This window comes from Fictibacillus nanhaiensis, from assembly GCF_049537595.1.
GTDB classification, from domain to species: Bacteria; Bacillota; Bacilli; order Bacillales; family Fictibacillaceae; genus Fictibacillus; species Fictibacillus nanhaiensis_F.
In genome coordinates this window covers 1,691,836-1,708,741 of sequence record NZ_JBMULM010000001.1, presented here as the reverse complement: position 1 = coordinate 1,708,741, position 16,906 = coordinate 1,691,836, and the positions used below count along the sequence as shown (strand labels likewise).

Below are 16,906 nucleotides of genomic sequence, written 5' to 3'. Positions count from 1 at the left end.
ATAACTAATATACGTAAAGGAGAAACTATGAGTGTTCAATTTCTTTTTGAAGTTCAATCTGTTCTGCCAGGAGAGCAAAACGAAGAAAAAATTGTACTGGTATCAACAGAGCTTTTATATAAAATGAGTGGGGAAACCATTTATACAGGCGTAATACCGGTCAGAGTTACAGAACATGGGGTTTTTGTATCAGTGCCAGCAGTTACGGCGGCTTTTAATTCAAAATATTTACGAACTGAAACGTTATTTCGGTTAAAAAGATATATTAAACGAATGAGAGATTACTTGGATTTTGATAATAAGGAATAAGTTGACTTTTTGTTTTTGCCCTCATATAATATGAAAAACTATAACTCAGATCATTTATGAAAAAGAGAGTACTCTGTAAGGATGTTCATAGCGAGCAAGGAATCGGTGTAAGCCTTGCACTACTTACAGACGAAGCGCACTTTGGAAATGTTTGCTTGAAACGAGTAGAGCAGACCGGGACTCCCCGTTAACAAGTCAAGTGGCCTTTTGGCAATAAGAGTGGTACCGCGGTTAATATCCGTCTCTTCTATTAATTTAGAAGAGGCGGATTTTTTATTTTAGGGAGGGAAACGAATGAACGGAAAACATTTATTTGCAGCTTACTTACAAGAGCACATCGGTAACGACTTAACATTGGAACAAATTGAAGCCACTATTGAAAAGCCAAAACAGATCCAACATGGTGATCTAGCATTTCCTTGTTTTCAGTTAGCTAAGATCTTTAAGAAATCACCAAATGATATCGCAAAAACGTTAGCCCAAGGAAACATCTCAGGCGAGTTTGAGAAAATTGAAGCTGTGGGGAGCTATGTAAATGTTTTTTTAAATAAAAAAGCAGAAGCTCTATCGCTGCTGACTCAAATTTTAAAAGAGAAGGAAGCTTATGCCAACCATCGTTTCGGTCATGGAAAAACGATTCTTTTAGATCTTTCTTCACCAAACATCGCAAAGCCGTTCTCAATGGGACATCTACGCTCAACTGTAATCGGTTCCTCAATAGCCGCTATCAGTGAGAAATGCGGCTACCAGACAGTTAAAATCAATTATATAGGAGATTGGGGAACTCAGTTTGGGAAATTGATCTCAGCCTATTTAAAATGGGGCGAGGAAGATAAAGTACGAAACAATCCGATCGAAGAGCTGACTAAACTTTACGTACGTTTTCATGAAGAAGCTGAAACAGACCCTTCGTTAAATGATGAAGGTAGAATGTGGTTTAAGAAATTAGAAGATCATGATCCAAAAGCTAAAGAACTATGGATCTGGTTTAAAGAAGTATCTTTAGAGGCTTTTCAGAACATTTATGAGCTATTGGATGTCCAATTCGATTCCTATAACGGAGAGGCCTATTTTAACGATAAGATGGATGCTTCTGTAAAAGCATTGAAAGATAAGAATCTGTTAGAACTCTCAGATGGTGCTCAGGTTGTAAGGGTAGGTGATGATCTGCCACCGTGTTTGATCAAAAAAACAGACGGTGCCACTCTTTATGCCACACGTGATATTACCGCTGCTATCTATAGAAAGAACAAATACGACTTTGCCGAAGCGTTCTATGTTGTCGGTCACGAACAATCTCTACATTTTGAACAAGTGAAACGAGTTCTGAGAAAGCTCGGACATGATTGGGCAGACAACATGCACCATGTTCCATTCGGTCTCATTCTACAGAACAGTAAGAAGATGAGTACTCGAAAAGGAAAAACAGTCCTTTTAGAGACCGTTATCTTAGAAGCGGTGAAGTTAGCAGAACAAAATATCAAAAGTAAAAATCCTGAACTCAGAGAAATAGCGACTGTCGCTCGTCAAGTAGGGGTAGGTGCCGTTATCTTTCATGATTTAAAAAATGAGAAGGGAAACGATGTAGAATTCTCTCTTGAGATGATGCTCAAATTCGAAGGTGACACAGGACCGTATGTACAGTATACAGCAGCAAGAATTCAGACATTATTGAACAAAGGGAACTTTAACGGAAGTGTTCCACAAGAGTTGTCCATCGGATCGGAAAGCTGGGAAATTCTTTCTGTACTAAATGAGTTTCCGGAAGTTGTTGAACTGGCGTTTCACAGAAAAGAACCTTCTATTGTTTCGAAATATGTCTTAAAGCTATCTCACAAGTTCAATCATTATTATGCTCATGTGAAAATTTTAGATAGTAAAGAAACGGCAGAACGACTAGCGCTTTGTGCAGCAGTTCAGATCGTCCTGAAAGAAGGATTACGATTATTAGGCGTGCAAACACCGAATAAAATGTAATGTTACGTGTTATTTTGCTGCAGAGCTTATTTAGTGGCTAAACATCTAGATTCCGTTATATAATCTTATAACTTCATATAAATCATGGGATCGAGGAACGGACAATGAAATTAAACGAACATACGAAGGGTATATGGTATGCCGCTTTTTCTTATTTAATATGGGGATTTCTTCCGCTATATTGGAAACCGCTGCAATCAGCTGGTTCTGTTGAGATTTTAGCACATCGCATTCTATGGTCATTTCTTTTGATGATTGCTGTTATGTTCTTATTAAAAAAGAAAAATTCTCTTATAAAAGATGTAAAAGTGCTTTTTGGTAATAAGAAACAATTTCTATCTGTATTTACCGCTTCACTATTAATAAGCGGGAATTGGGTCATGTATATTTGGGCCGTCAATACAGATCATGTTGTTGAAGCGAGTCTAGGCTATTATATCAATCCACTCGTTAGTGTAATTCTTGGCATGCTTGTATTGAAAGAAAAATTAAACAGCTGGCAGCTTGTATCCTTTATATTAGCTGCTTGCGGTGTCTTTCTACTAACGTGGCAACATGGAGAATTTCCATGGGTAGCCGTTTCTCTAGCGCTTTCGTTCGGTCTGTACGGACTTGTTAAAAAATTAGGTAGTTTTGATTCGTTAACGGGCTTAACATTTGAGACGATGTTTGTCTTTCCATTAGCGTTCATTTATTTAATCTACCTTCAATGGAACGGAGAAGCTTCGTTTATCGCTGGAGGCACTTCTACAACATTGCTCTTATGGGGTGCAGGTCTCGTTACTGCTGTACCATTACTATGTTTTGCGCAAGGTGTAAAGCGGATTTCGATGACGATGATCGGTTTTCTACAATACATTGCTCCGACTATCATGCTCGTATTAGGTGTATTTTTATATCATGAATCATTCAGCAAAATTCATCTTATTTCATTTACCTTGATATGGATTGCGCTCCTAATTTTTACGGTCAGCAAAACAAAATGGGCAAATTATCTCATAAATCGTAAAAAACAAAATTCACTTTCTGCGAAAATATAGTATAATGGCAATGACCATTGTTACAGTTGAAACCTTATCAATGATAAGGTTCTTTTCATTCATTGTTTGAGAGCGCTTTAAATAGGGAAAAATTCAATGGCGAGAAATGATGAATCACCTGTTAACAGCAACAGCACAATACTTACAAAGGGAAGCAGGAGGGAACAAAAGATGAGTCATCAACGTTCCAAATCAGAAAATCCTTGGCAGGGACTAAGTGGACCAAATATGGCCTACATCCTTGAACTATATGATCAATATAGTGTGGATCCGGAATCTGTTGACAGTTCATTCAAAGAGAAATTTGATGCTTGGGGGCCTCCAATTGAGGGCTCTGAATCAAATCAACGTACTGCACAGAGTTTTGATGGATTGGATTTCGAGAAATTAGCAGCTGCATTAAAATTAGCAGAAAACATTCGCACATACGGTCACTTAGCAGCTAACTTATACCCTGTGGGGGAATTTCCGAAAGATAACCACCATATTGACCCGAAAGAATTTAACTTATCAAAAGAAGATTTGAAAGCGATACCACCTTCCTTTATTTGGAAAGAAGCGCCATCGAGCATTAAAGACGGCTATGAAGCGATCCAAATGCTTCAGGAAGTGTATACGAAAACAATCGCTTATGAATTCAGTCATGTACATGAGACTGAAGAACGCCATTGGTTAAACACCATGGTTGAAACAAGCCAACACTATCCAAAATTTTCGGCTGAAGATAAGAAGAACCTTTTAACCCGACTGAGTGAAGTAGAAGGATTTGAAAAATTCCTTCACAAAACATTCGTTGGACAAAAGCGTTTCTCTATCGAAGGCGTTGATATGCTGGTACCGATGCTTGATGAAGCAGCTAAAGAAGGATGCCGTGACGGAGCTGAACATGCTTTGATCGGAATGGCACACCGTGGGCGTCTAAACGTACTTGCCCATGTGCTTGGCAAACCTTATGAATTAATTTTCTCAGAGTTTCATCATTCTCCAAACAAGGAGCTAATTCCTTCTGAAGGTTCAAGAGGAATTAACTTTGGTTGGACTGGGGATGTAAAGTACCACTTAGGTGCAAGCCGTTTAGTGGAAACAGATCAATCTCATAAAATTAAAATCTCACTTGCGAACAACCCAAGTCACTTAGAGTATGTAGATCCAGTCGTTGAAGGATATACAAGAGCGGCTCAGGAAACGCGTGACAAAAAAGGGTATCCGGTTCAAGATACTTCGAAGGCATTTGCGATTCTAATTCATGGTGACGCTGCTTTTCCTGGTGAAGGAATCGTTGCTGAAACATTGAACTTAAGTCGTCTTAGAGGTTACCAAACGGGTGGGACACTTCATATCATCGCGAACAATCTAGTAGGCTTTACAACAGATAGCGGCGATTCTCGTTCAACGAAATATGCGAGTGACCTTGCAAAAGGGTTTGAGATCCCGATCATTCACGTTAATGCAGATGATCCAGAAGCATGTATTGCAGCTGTACATCTTGCTTATGAATATCGTAAAAAGTTCCAAAAAGATGTTTTGATCGATCTGATCGGATATCGTCGATTCGGTCACAATGAAATGGACGATCCATCCGCAACACAGCCGAGATTGTATAAACAAGTAAACAGTCACCCGACGGTTCGTGACGTTTATGCAAAACAGCTTGTTAAAGAAGGAGTACTTTCTGAAGAAGAAGTAAAATCCATTGAAGAAGATGTTTTAAAGAAGCATCAGACTGAATATGAAAAAGTTCAAGGACGCAAAGAAAAATTCAAATTGGAAGACACGAGACTTCCTGATCCGTTATCGAAAGCACTTCCTGATATCGATACCACAATTTCAGTTAGTGATCTTCAGGAACTTACTGAGAACATGCTTAAGTTCCCGGAAGACTTTAATGTTTATCCAAAAATCAAGAGAATCCTCGAACGCAGACGCAAGTCTTTCCAAGGGGAAAAGATCGACTGGGGTATGGCTGAATCATTAGCATTCGCTTCCATTCTTAAGGATGGAACACCGATTCGTATTACGGGGCAAGACTCTGAGCGTGGGACATTCGCGCAAAGACACCTTGTTTTAAACGATAGTGAGAGCGGAAAGAAGTTTTCTCCGTTGCATGCGATGGATGACATCGATGTTTCGTTTGCGATTCATAACAGTCCACTCTCAGAATCATCAGTTGTTGGTTTTGAGTACGGCTATAATGTGTTTGCACCTGAAACGCTTGTTATCTGGGAAGCGCAATACGGAGATTTCGCGAACGTCGCACAAGTTCTGTTCGATCAGTTCTTATCTGCTGGCCGTGCGAAGTGGGGGCAAAAATCAGGTATGGTAATGCTTCTTCCTCACGGATATGAAGGTCAAGGACCTGAGCATTCAAGTGCACGTCTAGAAAGATTCTTACAGTTAGGTGCAGAAAATAACTGGACAGTGGCTAACGTAAGTACAGCATCACAGTACTTCCATCTGTTAAGACGTCAAGCAAAGCTTCTTTCTATGGATGAAGTTCGTCCGTTGGTTGTTATGACACCGAAGAGCTTGCTGCGTGACACAAAAGTAGCATCCATGGCTGAAGCATTTGAAAGTGACCACTTTATGCCGTTGTTACAACAGCCTGGTCTAGGCAAAGAAAAAGACAAAGTGAAGAAAATCTTGCTTTGCTCTGGTAAGATTGCGATCGATCTTGAAAAAGCACTTGAGCAAGATCAGGTAGCAAGAACGGAAATGCATATCGTTCGTGTCGAACAGATCTATCCGTTCCCAGAAGAAGAGATGAATGCTCTATTAAAAGAGTATCCAAACGTGGAGGACTTGATCTGGGTGCAAGAAGAGCCGAAGAACATGGGATCGTGGTTATACATCGAGCCTAAACTTCGTGCTGTAGCACCAAAAGCACACGTTTCATATATTGGACGTCAAGAACGTTCGAGTACGGCTGGTGGGGAACCAGATATCTATAAAAAAGAACAAGAACAAATCATCCAAACATCATTAGCACTAGACATTCAATCGCGAGAGGGAGGCCGTGAACATGTTTGACGTTAAAGTTCCGGAATTAGCCGAATCAATTTCAGAAGGTACAGTAGCACAATGGCTTAAAAAAGAAGGCGACACAGTTGTCAAAGGTGAAGATTTAGTAGAGTTAGAAACTGATAAAGTTAACATTGAGATCAGTGCAGAGCGAGATGGCGTTCTAAAAAATATCAAGGTTGAACCAGGTGACACTGTAGCCGTTGGAGATGTTATCGCTTCAATCGTTGAAGGCGGTGCTTCTGAGTCCTCAGAACCAGCAGCAGAAGAGAAAACGGAAGAAAAAGCAGCTCCAACTCAACAAAAACAAGAGCCAATCGTAGAAAAAGATGCGGCTGAAGAAGAAGTGAAAGCTTCTGACCGTCCGATTGCATCTCCTGCAGCTCGCAAGCTTGCTCGTGAGAAAGGCATCGATCTTTCTGAAGTTAATGCTCGCGATCCTCTAGGACGCGTTCGCACGGAAGATGTGAAACGTCACGCGGAAGGTGGAAGCACGGAGAAAGCTGCTCCGGCATCTAATCCAGCAGCGTCAGCTTCTAAACCAGCTGCTTCTGTTGAAGCGGTAAATCCTGAGAAGCCTGTAGAGCGCGTGAAGATGTCCCGCAGACGTCAAACGATCGCTAAACGTTTAGTTGAAGCTCAACAAACTGCAGCGATGCTGACAACGTTTAATGAAGTTGATATGACGGCGATCAATGAAGTTCGTGCTCGTCGTAAGGACAAGTTCTATGAGCAAAACGGAGTTAAACTAGGATACATGTCATTCTTCACAAAAGCTGTTGTAGGAGCACTTAAAAAGTTCCCGGCAATCAACGCTGAGATTCAAGGCGATGAAATGGTTCTTAAGAAATTCTACGATATCGGTATCGCAGTTGGAGCGGAAGAAGGACTAGTTGTACCAGTTGTTCGCAACGCTGACCGTCTAAGCTTCGCTGGTATTGAAAAAGAAATCGGGAACTTAGCCGAGAAGGCACGTTCTAAAAAGCTATCGTTAGAAGACCTTCAAGGTGGTTCATTCACAATCACAAACGGCGGTATCTTCGGATCCATGCTTTCAACACCTATCTTGAATGCACCTCAAGTAGGTATCCTTGGAATGCACACGATTCAATGGAGACCGGTAGCGATCGATAAAGAGCGTATGGAAAACCGTCCGATGATGTACATCGCGCTTTCTTATGATCACCGTATTGTAGATGGAAAAGAAGCAGTAAGCTTCTTAACAACGATCAAATCACTTCTGGAAGATCCAGAATCACTTCTTTTAGAAGGTTAATGTTTAGGAATATAATGATGATATGGAACGCTCCCTGCGGTTTGCAGGGGGTGTTTTTTTGTGAGATTTGGTTTTGAGAAGGTGGCGTTGTCGAATGGCCTTTATTTTTGATTTTCGACTTAATTAGGGTAGATGTCGGCTTAATTGGTGCGCCGCACGACTTAATACGCGTCAATTTTGACTTAATTTCTTCGTTTTAGACTTAATTGTGCACAACTTAATTTTCGAGCAAAAAATATTCATCAAACCATTGCTGAAAATAAAGGTTTTTTATCAAATTTTATCGAATGAAATATGTACTAAAAAGTAAGAGGTGATACCTTGATAAAAAAACCACGTACAAAGCCCCTAAAATTATTAAAATTGGACGCTATCTTACAAAGATTAGTACACAATCATCTGAAACATGGTGAATTACAAATTGAATTTGCAAGATATTCAGCAGGTTATAGAGGCGAAGTAGCATTAAATTATTATCTGCACGATTTAGATGAGAATTCATACCTCGTTTTTCATGACTTGCGACTACCGAGAGATAGAGATAAAGAAAAGAAGTACTACTTTCAAATTGACTGTCTGATCCTTCATTCTTCGTTTGGCGTTTTACTCGAAGTTAAAAATCTCTCAGGGGATCTATATTTTGATCATCACTTCGATCAGATGAAAAGAACGAAAAATGGTGTAGATGAAACATTTCCTGATCCAGTAAACCAGGTCCAACAACAAAAAATGTATCTGGAAAGCTGGTTAAAGAGAAATCTGTTTCCTAAAATCCCGCTATATTCCCTCGTTGTTCTAACAAATCCTAAATCTTTTATTACGCTATCACCCCATTATGGCAAAAAAGCCGCCCAAATTATTCGAGCTAAGGGTTTAGCTAATAAAGTACAACAAATTTCAACGTATCATCAAGAAATCCTCACAAAGAAAGACTTGTCGAAAATAACTTCAAAACTATTAAAGCAACACGAAAGACATAACCCCGACTTATTAAAAACCTACAACATCAATCACACGGACATTATCACCGGAGTCTTTTGTCCAGGCTGCAATCATATTCCTATGCGACGAGAGAGAAGTACTTGGGTTTGTTCTAAGTGCAATTCTAAATCCAAAGATGCTCATATAAGAGCTATCCAAGACTACGCAGTGATTTTTTATGAACCTGTAAAGAATAAAACGTTAAGACGTTTTTTACACATCGATTCAACTACTTGTATGAAAAATCTTCTGAGATCCATGAATCTTACCCCGAGCGGTCCCACAAATTCAGCAAAGTACCAGTTACCAATTCCTAAATAAATCAACTAGCACAAAATTATTTTAATCTAATAAAAAATCGAATCAACGAACCTATTAATTAATAACTAAAAATAACTTGCAAAATGCAACTGATATAAGTTGTAAAACACGACTATCTAAAGATCGTAACATTTGCAAATTGCAACTAAAGCGCAAAAAAGGCAGCTGCAATCAGCAACCGCCTTAATTTCATAAATATAAGACTTAAGGAATCAACAATATCTTCCCTGTACTCTTTCTACTCTCCAAATATTCATGAGCTTTTGCACCATCTCGTAAAGAAAAAGATGTCTCAGTAATTTTCACATGACCATCCTTAATCCATTCAAACAACTCACTTGAACGCATTAAACGTTCTTCATGAGAGGTTAGAACATTCCACAAGTCTCCTCCGGTCAACGTCTTAGAAGTATCCATGAGCATACGAGGATCAATGGATACAGGATCACCGCCGGCCATACCGAAAAATACAACGGTTCCGCCAATCCTTGTAACTCCGAAACTATCCATTATCGTAGAACCGACTGACTCGTAAACAACTTCTACACCTTTGCCAAACGTTTCACTCAACACGCTTTCTTTCCAATTATCATTATATAGGAATACTGAATCGGCACCTGCTTCCAGAGCGAATTGACGCTTTTCCTCAGAAGAAGTTAGACCAATAACTTTTCCTCCAAGCAACTTGATGATTTGGATCAATAACTGTCCAACACCGCCGGCAGCAGCATGAACCAATGCCACGTCACCTTTTTGAATGGAAAAGCTATCCCGCGTTAGATAATGTGCAGTCAACCCTTGTAACAAAAGAGAGGCAGCTGATTCAAAGGAAACCCCATCTGGAATAGGTATTGCTTTTTCATAAGGTACAGCAACGAGTTCCGCGTTAGCAGCAGGTACATCTGCAAAAGCAATGCGATCCCCGACAGAAACACCATGAACAGCACTACCAACTTCTTTAACGATTCCTGCTCCTTCATAACCTAGGATGTAAGGAGGCTGTCCTTCAAGGTGATAATTGCCTTTTCTTCTATAAACATCAGCAAAGTTTAATCCAATGGCCTTCATTTCCACTAAAATATCTTGTTCTCCGATAATTGGGTCTTTGATTTCTCGATATTCTAAAACTTCTGGACCTCCGAAGTTGTTAAAAACCAATGCTTTCATATATGTAAATCTCCATTCTTATAATATGTTCTTTATCATAGTAACCGAAATAATCTATGTAATACTAGGAAAGAAGTCTCTAAGGAATGAATTTGACAGATAGAGCGGGGCACATTATGATTTAACAAAAGAAATCCTTAAAGGAGAGAGACTTCATGATTCATTTAGAATGGGCGAATCGAGAAACTATTCGCGAAATCAAATGTGTACATACAGATGCAAAAAAATATATGGTCAACCGTGCTTTAACTGCCGGTAAAACATATGAACTAAAAAATGAAACAGAGGAATTTTATTTTGTAGTAGATAACACAGGTAAAGTTGGCGGATACTACAAAGAATATTTCGAAGGCTAAGCTCCAATTACCAAAGCAAAAGCCTGACTCATGGAGCCAGGCTTTTTTTATCTATTATGAATGAATCTTCTTTTTTTCTTTGTTTAATAGAGCGTCCATGAATTCGTGGAATTCCGGAATGTTCATCTGTTGTGCTGAATCAGATAGGGCTACTGCTGGGTCAGGATGCACTTCAGCCATAACCGCATCTGCGCCGATCGCCATTGCGGCTTTAGCAGCAGGGAGGAGAAGGTCTTTACGGCCTGTTGAGTGTGTTACGTCCACAACTACAGGAAGATGCGTTTCTTTTTTAAGAATAGGTACCGCTGAGATATCAAGTGTGTTACGAGTAGCTCTCTCGTACGTACGGATTCCGCGTTCACAAAGAATGACTTGTGAGTTACCTTGAGCCAAGATGTATTCAGCAGCGTACATGAACTCTTCAATCGTCGCAGCTAACCCACGCTTCAGCAATACGGGTTTGTTCACAGATCCAGCTGCTTTTAACAGATCAAAGTTCTGCATGTTACGTGCGCCGATCTGAATCACGTCAACATAATCTAGTGCCATTTCAATATCGTTAGGATTTAGAATTTCACTTACAACAGCAAGCTGATGTTCATCTGCTGCTTTACGAAGAATTTTTAATCCTTCTAGTCCAAGTCCTTGGAAGTCGTAAGGAGACGTACGCGGTTTGAACGCGCCACCTCGGATTAAAGTTAATCCTTTTTCTGCAATGACTTCTGCTACTTGCTTCACTTGTTCGTAGCTTTCTACCGCACAAGGACCCATGATGAAGTGAGGATTGCCATCACCGATCTTTTCCCCTTTTACATTTACGATTGTATCTTCAGGTTTCTTTTTACGAGATACGAGTAATGCTTTTCGATTATCGTCTTTTTGAAGCTCTAAGCTTGCTTTGAAGATCTGTTTGAAGATGTGTTGCACCGTTGACGTCTCAAAAGGACCATCGTTATGAGAAGCGATCAGATCAAGCAATTCTCTCTCTCTGACAGGATCAAAGCGTTTAACACCTTGCATTTCTTTAAGCTTTCCAATTTGTTGTGCCACGTTTCCTCGTTCGTTTAGAAGCTCTAAAATCTTTAAAGAAATATCATCCATCTGTTTGCGTAAGTCTACTAGCTCGTTTGACATGTGTGGTTCCTCCCCATATTTATACTCTTGTCATTAGTTCCTATATCGCGGCCGCTCATAGGCTTATTTATATACATCGTTACATAGACACTTTCGCGCTTTAAAGCGTGTGTCTCATAAAGTATTGTTTGTAACTTTAAAGGGATTTCAAAAGAATGTCAAGTACTTATACGAAAAAAGATTTAAAATAATTTTCAAGCTTTATAAAGTGCTTTTTGACATATAGATGAAGGTAATGTAAATTTTAAGAAAAATGAATGAATTTCCTTTACAACAGCGCTTCAACGTGCTAAAACTGTTTATAACTTTATAAAACAAATCGCAATGATAGAACAGCAGTAGTGGAATGGTTCCCTGTTATTAGAGAGCTGATGGTGGTGCAAATCAGTACACAGCCTTTCACGAATTACAATTCTTGAGCATGCTTTTTAAAAAGCCGGATAAATTTCCGTTAACAAAATGAAGGTGGCAAAGATTTAGTCTTTGCTGTCAGGGTGGTACCGCGATAATTATTCGTCCCTGCTTATTAGCAGGGATTTTTTTGTACTATCAGAACTGAAAATGTAACTGGATCATTAAGGTTAAGAAAAGTTTTCTTTAAAAAAAAACAGGCAAACAGGAGGAATAGAAAATGAGATATTTAACAGCAGGAGAGTCACATGGCCCTCAACTCACAACAATCATTGAAGGTGTACCAGCAGGTTTGCCTCTAGTTGCAGAAGACATTAACGAGGAACTTGCTAGACGTCAAAAAGGACATGGTCGTGGAAGACGTATGCAGATTGAAAAAGATCAAGTTCAGATCGTAAGTGGTGTACGACACGGAGTAACGCTTGGTTCACCGATTACACTTGTAGTAGAGAACAAAGACTTTACTCATTGGACGAAGATCATGGGTGCTGAACCTCTCGAAGACGAGAACGCAGAAGTGAAACGTGTTATCTCTAGACCTCGACCAGGCCATGCGGATTTAAACGGTGCTATCAAATACAACCATCGAGATATGAGAAACGTGCTAGAACGTTCTTCAGCCAGAGAAACAACGGTAAGAGTTGCAGCAGGAGCTGTAGCGAAAAAGGTACTAAAAGAGCTTGGAGTTGAAGTTGGAGGCCACGTGTTAGAACTAGGTGGTGTCGTAGCTGAGAATACTTCATATGAATCGTTAGAAGAACTTCGCGAAAAAACGGAGGTCTCTCCTGTAAGATGTTTTGATAAAAATGTTGAAAAGACGATGATGGAAGCGATCGATGCAGCAAAGGAAAACGGTGACTCGATCGGAGGGGTCGTAGAAGTAATCGTTGAAGGTATGCCAGTAGGCGTGGGAAGCTACACACATTATGACAATAAGTTAGATGCCAAATTAGCAGCAGCAATCATGAGTATCAATGCATTTAAAGGTGCTGAGATCGGTATTGGTTTTGAAGCAGCACGAAAACCTGGAAGTGAAGTACATGATGAGATCGTTTGGGATATCGAACATGGCTATACACGAAGAACAAACAACGCAGGAGGTTTTGAGGGAGGGATGACGACTGGGATGCCAGTTGTTGTTCGTGGTGTGATGAAGCCGATTCCTACTTTATACAAGCCGTTAAACAGTGTGGATATTGAAACAAAAGAAGTCTTTGCTGCAAGCATTGAACGCTCTGACAGTTGTGCAGTTCCAGCTGCTAGTGTTGTAGCAGAATCAGTAGTTGCTTGGGAGCTCGCAAGTGCGCTAGTTAGTCAATTCGGACAAGATAACATGGAAGTGATTAAGAAAAACATCGTGCAGCATCAAGAACGAGCAAGGGTGTTTTAAATGAACACGATTCACATAACAACACCTTCAAAAAACTATCCGGTTTTTATAGGTGAAAACGTAATTGATGAGCTTAAATCTGTCTTAGAAAGCCTAAGTCCTGCACCTAAGAACCTATTGATCATAACAGATGAAAACGTTGGAGATCTCTATTTAGAAACCGTACAAAGAGTAATCGGCGAAGCTTTCTCTCATGAAACGATACAGATTCAGGCTGGTGATGATCAAAAATCATTTGAGAATTATATGGTTTGTCAAAGCTTTGCTTTAAATAAAGAACTAGATCGGACATCTGTTGTTATTGCGCTTGGTGGCGGAATGATTGGAGACCTTGCTGGTTTTGTGGCAGGCACATATATGCGTGGAATTCGCTTTATTCAAGTTCCAACTACTATTCTTGCACATGATAGTGCAGTTGGAGGAAAAACAGGTATTAATCATCCTGAAGGTAAGAACATGATCGGTGTTTTTCATCAACCAGAAGCGGTAATCTATTCAACAGACTTCTTAACTACTTTACCAGCAAGTGAAATAAGATCTGGTTTTGCAGAGGTCATTAAACACGCAATGATCGCTGATGAAAATCTATATACTTCGTTACGTGCGAACATTAAAAACATCGATGATCTCAAAGGTAACACCCTACAGAAAGCTCTAATACAAGGCATTAAAATTAAAAATGAGATCGTCACACAAGACGAAAGAGAAAAAGGAATTAGAGCTTACTTGAACTTTGGTCACACGCTCGGCCATGCTATAGAAGGGGAGCTTCAATATAGAGGTATCACTCATGGTGAAGCAGTAGCTTTAGGTATGCTCTTTGCACTTTCGCTAAACGAGAACACTGAAACTTTAGGACAAGAACTAAAAATGTGGTTAAGAACTTTAGGTTATCCGACTTTCCCTAAGCACTTATCTGCTTCTTCACTTGTCAATCGAATGAAAAAAGATAAAAAAGCAGAAAAAGGCATGATTCAAATGGTGCTTCTTAACGGTTTGGGTAAGCCCTATTTATCACCTTTTACTTCAGAATCATTAGAGAGAAAATTATCTTCTTTTATAGAAGAGGCTTAAAAAGGAGTAGAAGTAAATGAAGAACGTCTTACTAATAGGGGTTGGATTGATCGGTGGTTCAATCGCTCTTTCTATCAAACAAGAACACGAAGCAACTATCTATGGGTATGACGTTTATGCTCAAAATAGTAGAACTGCAGCAGAGATAGGCGTAATTGATGAAGCTGTTACAGACTTCACAGAGATTGCTCAAATAGCAGATCTTATCATAATTGCAACACCTGTTGAAGCAACCTTACAAGTGATGGAGAAACTTGTTGCCGTTTCACCTGTCATTAAAGCGTTGGTAATGGATGTTGGAAGCACAAAAAAATCCATTATGCATAAAGCAGAAAAGATGGCCGCTACTGGAATTCGTTTTATTGGAGGTCATCCTATGGCTGGATCTCATAAAACGGGAGTAGAAAGTGCGAAAGTCCATCTATTAGAAAATGCCTTTTACTTTCTAACACCAAACTCTATAACTACTGATAGTGATATTGATGAAGCTAAGACTTGGCTAAAAGGGACAAGAGCTAAATTTCTTGTTACTGATCCAGATGAACATGATTTACTTACCGGCATTGTAAGTCACTTTCCACATCTTGTTGCCTCAAGCCTTGTAAGGGTTGCACAGCATCATGCGAAGGAAAAACCGTTGATCCAACAACTTGCAGCAGGAGGATTCAGAGACATTACGCGCATAGCTTCAAGCTCTCCTAAAATGTGGAGCGATATAGTCAGTCAAAACAAGTCACATCTTCTAACTCTCTTACACGAATGGAAAAATGAGATGGATACGGTCATAGCATTCGTAGAAAAGGGAGATGAAGCCGAACTCTATGATTACTTTGATGGAGCAAAATCATTCCGAGATTCCTTACCAGTTCGGTCAAAAGGTGCGATTCATCCGTTCTCGGATCTATATGTGGATATCCTCGACAGAGTGGGTGCTCTGTCTCATATCACTTCTCTTTTGGCACGATCAGAGATCAGCATTATCAACCTCAGTATTTTAGAAGTAAGAGAAGGACTAAATGGGGTACTTCGATTGAGTTTTCAAGATGACAATGATCGAGATCAGGCACAAGAAATATTACAAAATGAGAACTACTTAACACAAATCACTTTATAAGGAGGCACTATTCTATGACAAAGCAATTGCAACCTATTCAACAATTAAAAGGATCTATTAAAGTGCCTGGTGACAAATCCATTTCACATCGAGCAGTCATGTTTGGGTCCATCGCTGAGGGTACAACGACAATCGATGGTTTTTTAACAGGCGAGGATTGTCTAAGTACCATTTCATGTTTCAAGAAACTTGGGGTTACGATACAACAAGAAGGTGAAAAAGTAACCGTAGAAGGAAAAGGAATTGCAGGATTAACACCACCTTCAGAAGATTTGTATGTAGGGAATTCAGGTACTACGATCCGACTAATGTTAGGAATACTTGCTAATACACCGTTTGAATCGACCTTAACAGGTGATGAGTCAATCGCAAAAAGGCCGATGAATCGTGTGACAAAACCTTTAAAAGAAATGGGAGCTGCGATTGATGGGAATGATACAGGAAATAAGGTCCCTCTTCATATTAAAGGAGGAGAAACACGAGGTATTCATTACACTTCTCCAATCGCCAGCGCTCAAGTTAAATCGGCTATCATTCTGGCTGGATTAGATGGAGAAGGAACTACATCTGTAGAAGAACCTTTCAAATCAAGAGATCACACAGAGCGTATGCTGAAAGCGTTTGGAGTAGAAGTTGAAACAGATGAGCTAACTGTTTCGGTAGCAGGGGGCCAGAAGTTAAAGGGTACTCATATTGAAGTGCCAGGTGATATTTCTTCAGCTGCCTTCTTTTTAGTAGCAGGTGCCATTGTACCAAACAGTGAGATCACTTTAAAAAAAGTAGGGTTAAATCCAACACGTACCGGAATATTGGATGTTCTTAAAGATATGGGCGCAGATATTACCTACCAAAATATCAATGAGGAAGCATCAGAACCATTTGGAGATTTACTTATTAAAAGCTCTGAATTAAAAGGAACGGTGATCCAAGGAGATCTTATCCCTCGATTGATCGATGAAATTCCAATCATAGCTCTAGCTGCAACTCAAGCAGAAGGAAAGACAATCATAAGAGACGCTCATGAACTTCGGGTGAAAGAAACCGATCGAATCGAAACCGTTGTGAACGAACTTAAAAAGATGGGTGCAGATATAGAAGCAACAGAAGACGGTATGATCATACATGGGAAGTCTTCATTACGCGGAGCTTCTGTACAAAGCTACGGAGATCATAGAATCGGAATGATGTTGAGTGTTGCCGCTTGCATCGCAGAAGGCGAGACAACGCTTAAAAACAGTGAAGCGATCGCTGTTTCATACCCTTCATTCTTTGAGCAATTGAATGTCCTCTCATCGTAAAGAAAAACGTTCCCTGTTATTAAAAGGGAACGTTTCTTTG

13 protein-coding genes and 2 other annotated features are annotated in these 16,906 nt (G+C 39.8%); of the genes, 11 read left to right on the top strand and 2 right to left on the bottom strand.

Annotation, left to right across the window (positions count from 1 at the left end; all coding sequences use genetic code 11):
• Window positions 1–27 precede the first annotated feature (27 nt).
• The 6 genes from ACOZ9X_RS08570 (at window position 28) to ACOZ9X_RS08545 (ending at window position 8,922) form a co-directional block, all read left to right on the top strand.
• Window positions 28–309: a hypothetical protein gene (locus ACOZ9X_RS08570; RefSeq protein WP_423417822.1), complete on the top strand. Its 282-nt coding sequence runs from the start codon at window positions 28–30 to the stop codon at window positions 307–309.
• Window positions 310–356: 47 nt separating this feature from the next.
• Window positions 357–558, top strand: a binding site (T-box leader).
• A 45-nt stretch (window positions 559–603) separates the two neighbouring features.
• Window positions 604–2,286, top strand: coding sequence for an arginine--tRNA ligase (argS, locus tag ACOZ9X_RS08565; protein WP_423417821.1), 1,683 nt, complete (start codon window positions 604–606; stop codon window positions 2,284–2,286).
• A 104-nt stretch (window positions 2,287–2,390) separates the two neighbouring features.
• Window positions 2,391–3,326 (top strand): EamA family transporter RarD, encoded by a 936-nt coding sequence (gene rarD / locus ACOZ9X_RS08560; protein WP_423417820.1) that lies wholly within the window; start codon window positions 2,391–2,393, stop codon window positions 3,324–3,326.
• Window positions 3,327–3,497: 171 nt separating this feature from the next.
• Window positions 3,498–6,353 carry a 2-oxoglutarate dehydrogenase E1 component gene (locus ACOZ9X_RS08555; RefSeq protein WP_423417819.1) on the top strand — a complete coding sequence of 952 codons (2,856 nt, stop codon included), beginning with the start codon at window positions 3,498–3,500 and terminating at the stop codon, window positions 6,351–6,353.
• The gene (gene odhB, locus ACOZ9X_RS08550; RefSeq protein WP_423417818.1) at window positions 6,346–7,620 is read left to right on the top strand and encodes a 2-oxoglutarate dehydrogenase complex dihydrolipoyllysine-residue succinyltransferase; all 1,275 of its coding nucleotides are present in this window, start codon (window positions 6,346–6,348) and stop codon (window positions 7,618–7,620) included. The genes ACOZ9X_RS08555 and odhB overlap by 8 nt, the downstream gene beginning before the upstream one ends.
• Before the next feature lie 321 nt (window positions 7,621–7,941).
• A complete protein-coding gene (locus ACOZ9X_RS08545; protein WP_423417817.1) occupies window positions 7,942–8,922 on the top strand; it encodes a nuclease-related domain-containing protein in 981 nt (326 codons plus the stop codon).
• Window positions 8,923–9,126: 204 nt separating this feature from the next.
• On the opposite strand, the gene ACOZ9X_RS08540 is transcribed toward ACOZ9X_RS08545, so the two are convergent.
• On the bottom strand, window positions 9,127–10,089 hold the full coding sequence (locus ACOZ9X_RS08540) for a quinone oxidoreductase family protein (RefSeq protein ID WP_423417816.1): 963 nt from the start codon (window positions 10,087–10,089) through the stop codon (window positions 9,127–9,129).
• A 155-nt stretch (window positions 10,090–10,244) separates the two neighbouring features.
• On the opposite strand from ACOZ9X_RS08540, the gene ACOZ9X_RS08535 reads away from it, so the two are divergent.
• Window positions 10,245–10,445, top strand: coding sequence for a DUF6501 family protein (locus tag ACOZ9X_RS08535; protein WP_423417815.1), 201 nt, complete (start codon window positions 10,245–10,247; stop codon window positions 10,443–10,445).
• 54 nt (window positions 10,446–10,499) lie between these two features.
• On the opposite strand, the gene ACOZ9X_RS08530 is transcribed toward ACOZ9X_RS08535, so the two are convergent.
• Window positions 10,500–11,579, bottom strand: coding sequence for a bifunctional 3-deoxy-7-phosphoheptulonate synthase/chorismate mutase (locus ACOZ9X_RS08530; protein ID WP_066394116.1), 1,080 nt, complete (start codon window positions 11,577–11,579; stop codon window positions 10,500–10,502).
• Window positions 11,580–11,894: 315 nt separating this feature from the next.
• Window positions 11,895–12,103: a binding site (T-box leader), on the top strand.
• Between the two features lie 107 nt (window positions 12,104–12,210).
• On the opposite strand from ACOZ9X_RS08530, the gene aroC reads away from it, so the two are divergent.
• The 4 genes from aroC to aroA are packed head-to-tail and all read left to right on the top strand — an operon-like array spanning window position 12,211 to window position 16,866.
• Window positions 12,211–13,380, top strand: a complete 1,170-nt coding sequence (gene aroC, locus ACOZ9X_RS08525) for a chorismate synthase (protein WP_423417814.1) — start codon at window positions 12,211–12,213, stop codon at window positions 13,378–13,380.
• A complete protein-coding gene (gene aroB, locus ACOZ9X_RS08520) occupies window positions 13,381–14,454 on the top strand; it encodes a 3-dehydroquinate synthase (RefSeq protein ID WP_423417813.1) in 1,074 nt (357 codons plus the stop codon).
• 16 nt (window positions 14,455–14,470) lie between these two features.
• Window positions 14,471–15,568, top strand: a complete 1,098-nt coding sequence (locus ACOZ9X_RS08515) for a prephenate dehydrogenase (RefSeq protein WP_423417812.1) — start codon at window positions 14,471–14,473, stop codon at window positions 15,566–15,568.
• A gap of 14 nt (window positions 15,569–15,582) precedes the next feature.
• Window positions 15,583–16,866, top strand: a complete 1,284-nt coding sequence (gene aroA, locus ACOZ9X_RS08510) for a 3-phosphoshikimate 1-carboxyvinyltransferase (protein WP_423417811.1) — start codon at window positions 15,583–15,585, stop codon at window positions 16,864–16,866.
• The last annotated feature ends 40 nt before the right edge of the window (window positions 16,867–16,906 follow it).

Bases quoted from the DNA above. Each gene is read 5' to 3' on its own strand.
- ACOZ9X_RS08570 (WP_423417822.1), top strand. From the start codon at position 28: ATGAGTGTTCAATTTCTTTTTGAAGTTCAATCTGTTCTGCCAGGAGAG.
- argS (WP_423417821.1), top strand. From the start codon at position 604: ATGAACGGAAAACATTTATTTGCAGCTTACTTACAAGAGCACATCGGT.
- rarD (WP_423417820.1), top strand. From the start codon at position 2,391: ATGAAATTAAACGAACATACGAAGGGTATATGGTATGCCGCTTTTTCT.
- ACOZ9X_RS08555 (WP_423417819.1), top strand. From the start codon at position 3,498: ATGAGTCATCAACGTTCCAAATCAGAAAATCCTTGGCAGGGACTAAGT.
- odhB (WP_423417818.1), top strand. From the start codon at position 6,346: ATGTTTGACGTTAAAGTTCCGGAATTAGCCGAATCAATTTCAGAAGGT.
- ACOZ9X_RS08540 (WP_423417816.1), bottom strand. From the start codon at position 10,089: ATGAAAGCATTGGTTTTTAACAACTTCGGAGGTCCAGAAGTTTTAGAA.
- ACOZ9X_RS08535 (WP_423417815.1), top strand. From the start codon at position 10,245: ATGATTCATTTAGAATGGGCGAATCGAGAAACTATTCGCGAAATCAAA.
- ACOZ9X_RS08530 (WP_066394116.1), bottom strand. From the start codon at position 11,579: ATGTCAAACGAGCTAGTAGACTTACGCAAACAGATGGATGATATTTCT.
- aroC (WP_423417814.1), top strand. From the start codon at position 12,211: ATGAGATATTTAACAGCAGGAGAGTCACATGGCCCTCAACTCACAACA.
- aroB (WP_423417813.1), top strand. From the start codon at position 13,381: ATGAACACGATTCACATAACAACACCTTCAAAAAACTATCCGGTTTTT.
- ACOZ9X_RS08515 (WP_423417812.1), top strand. From the start codon at position 14,471: ATGAAGAACGTCTTACTAATAGGGGTTGGATTGATCGGTGGTTCAATC.
- aroA (WP_423417811.1), top strand. From the start codon at position 15,583: ATGACAAAGCAATTGCAACCTATTCAACAATTAAAAGGATCTATTAAA.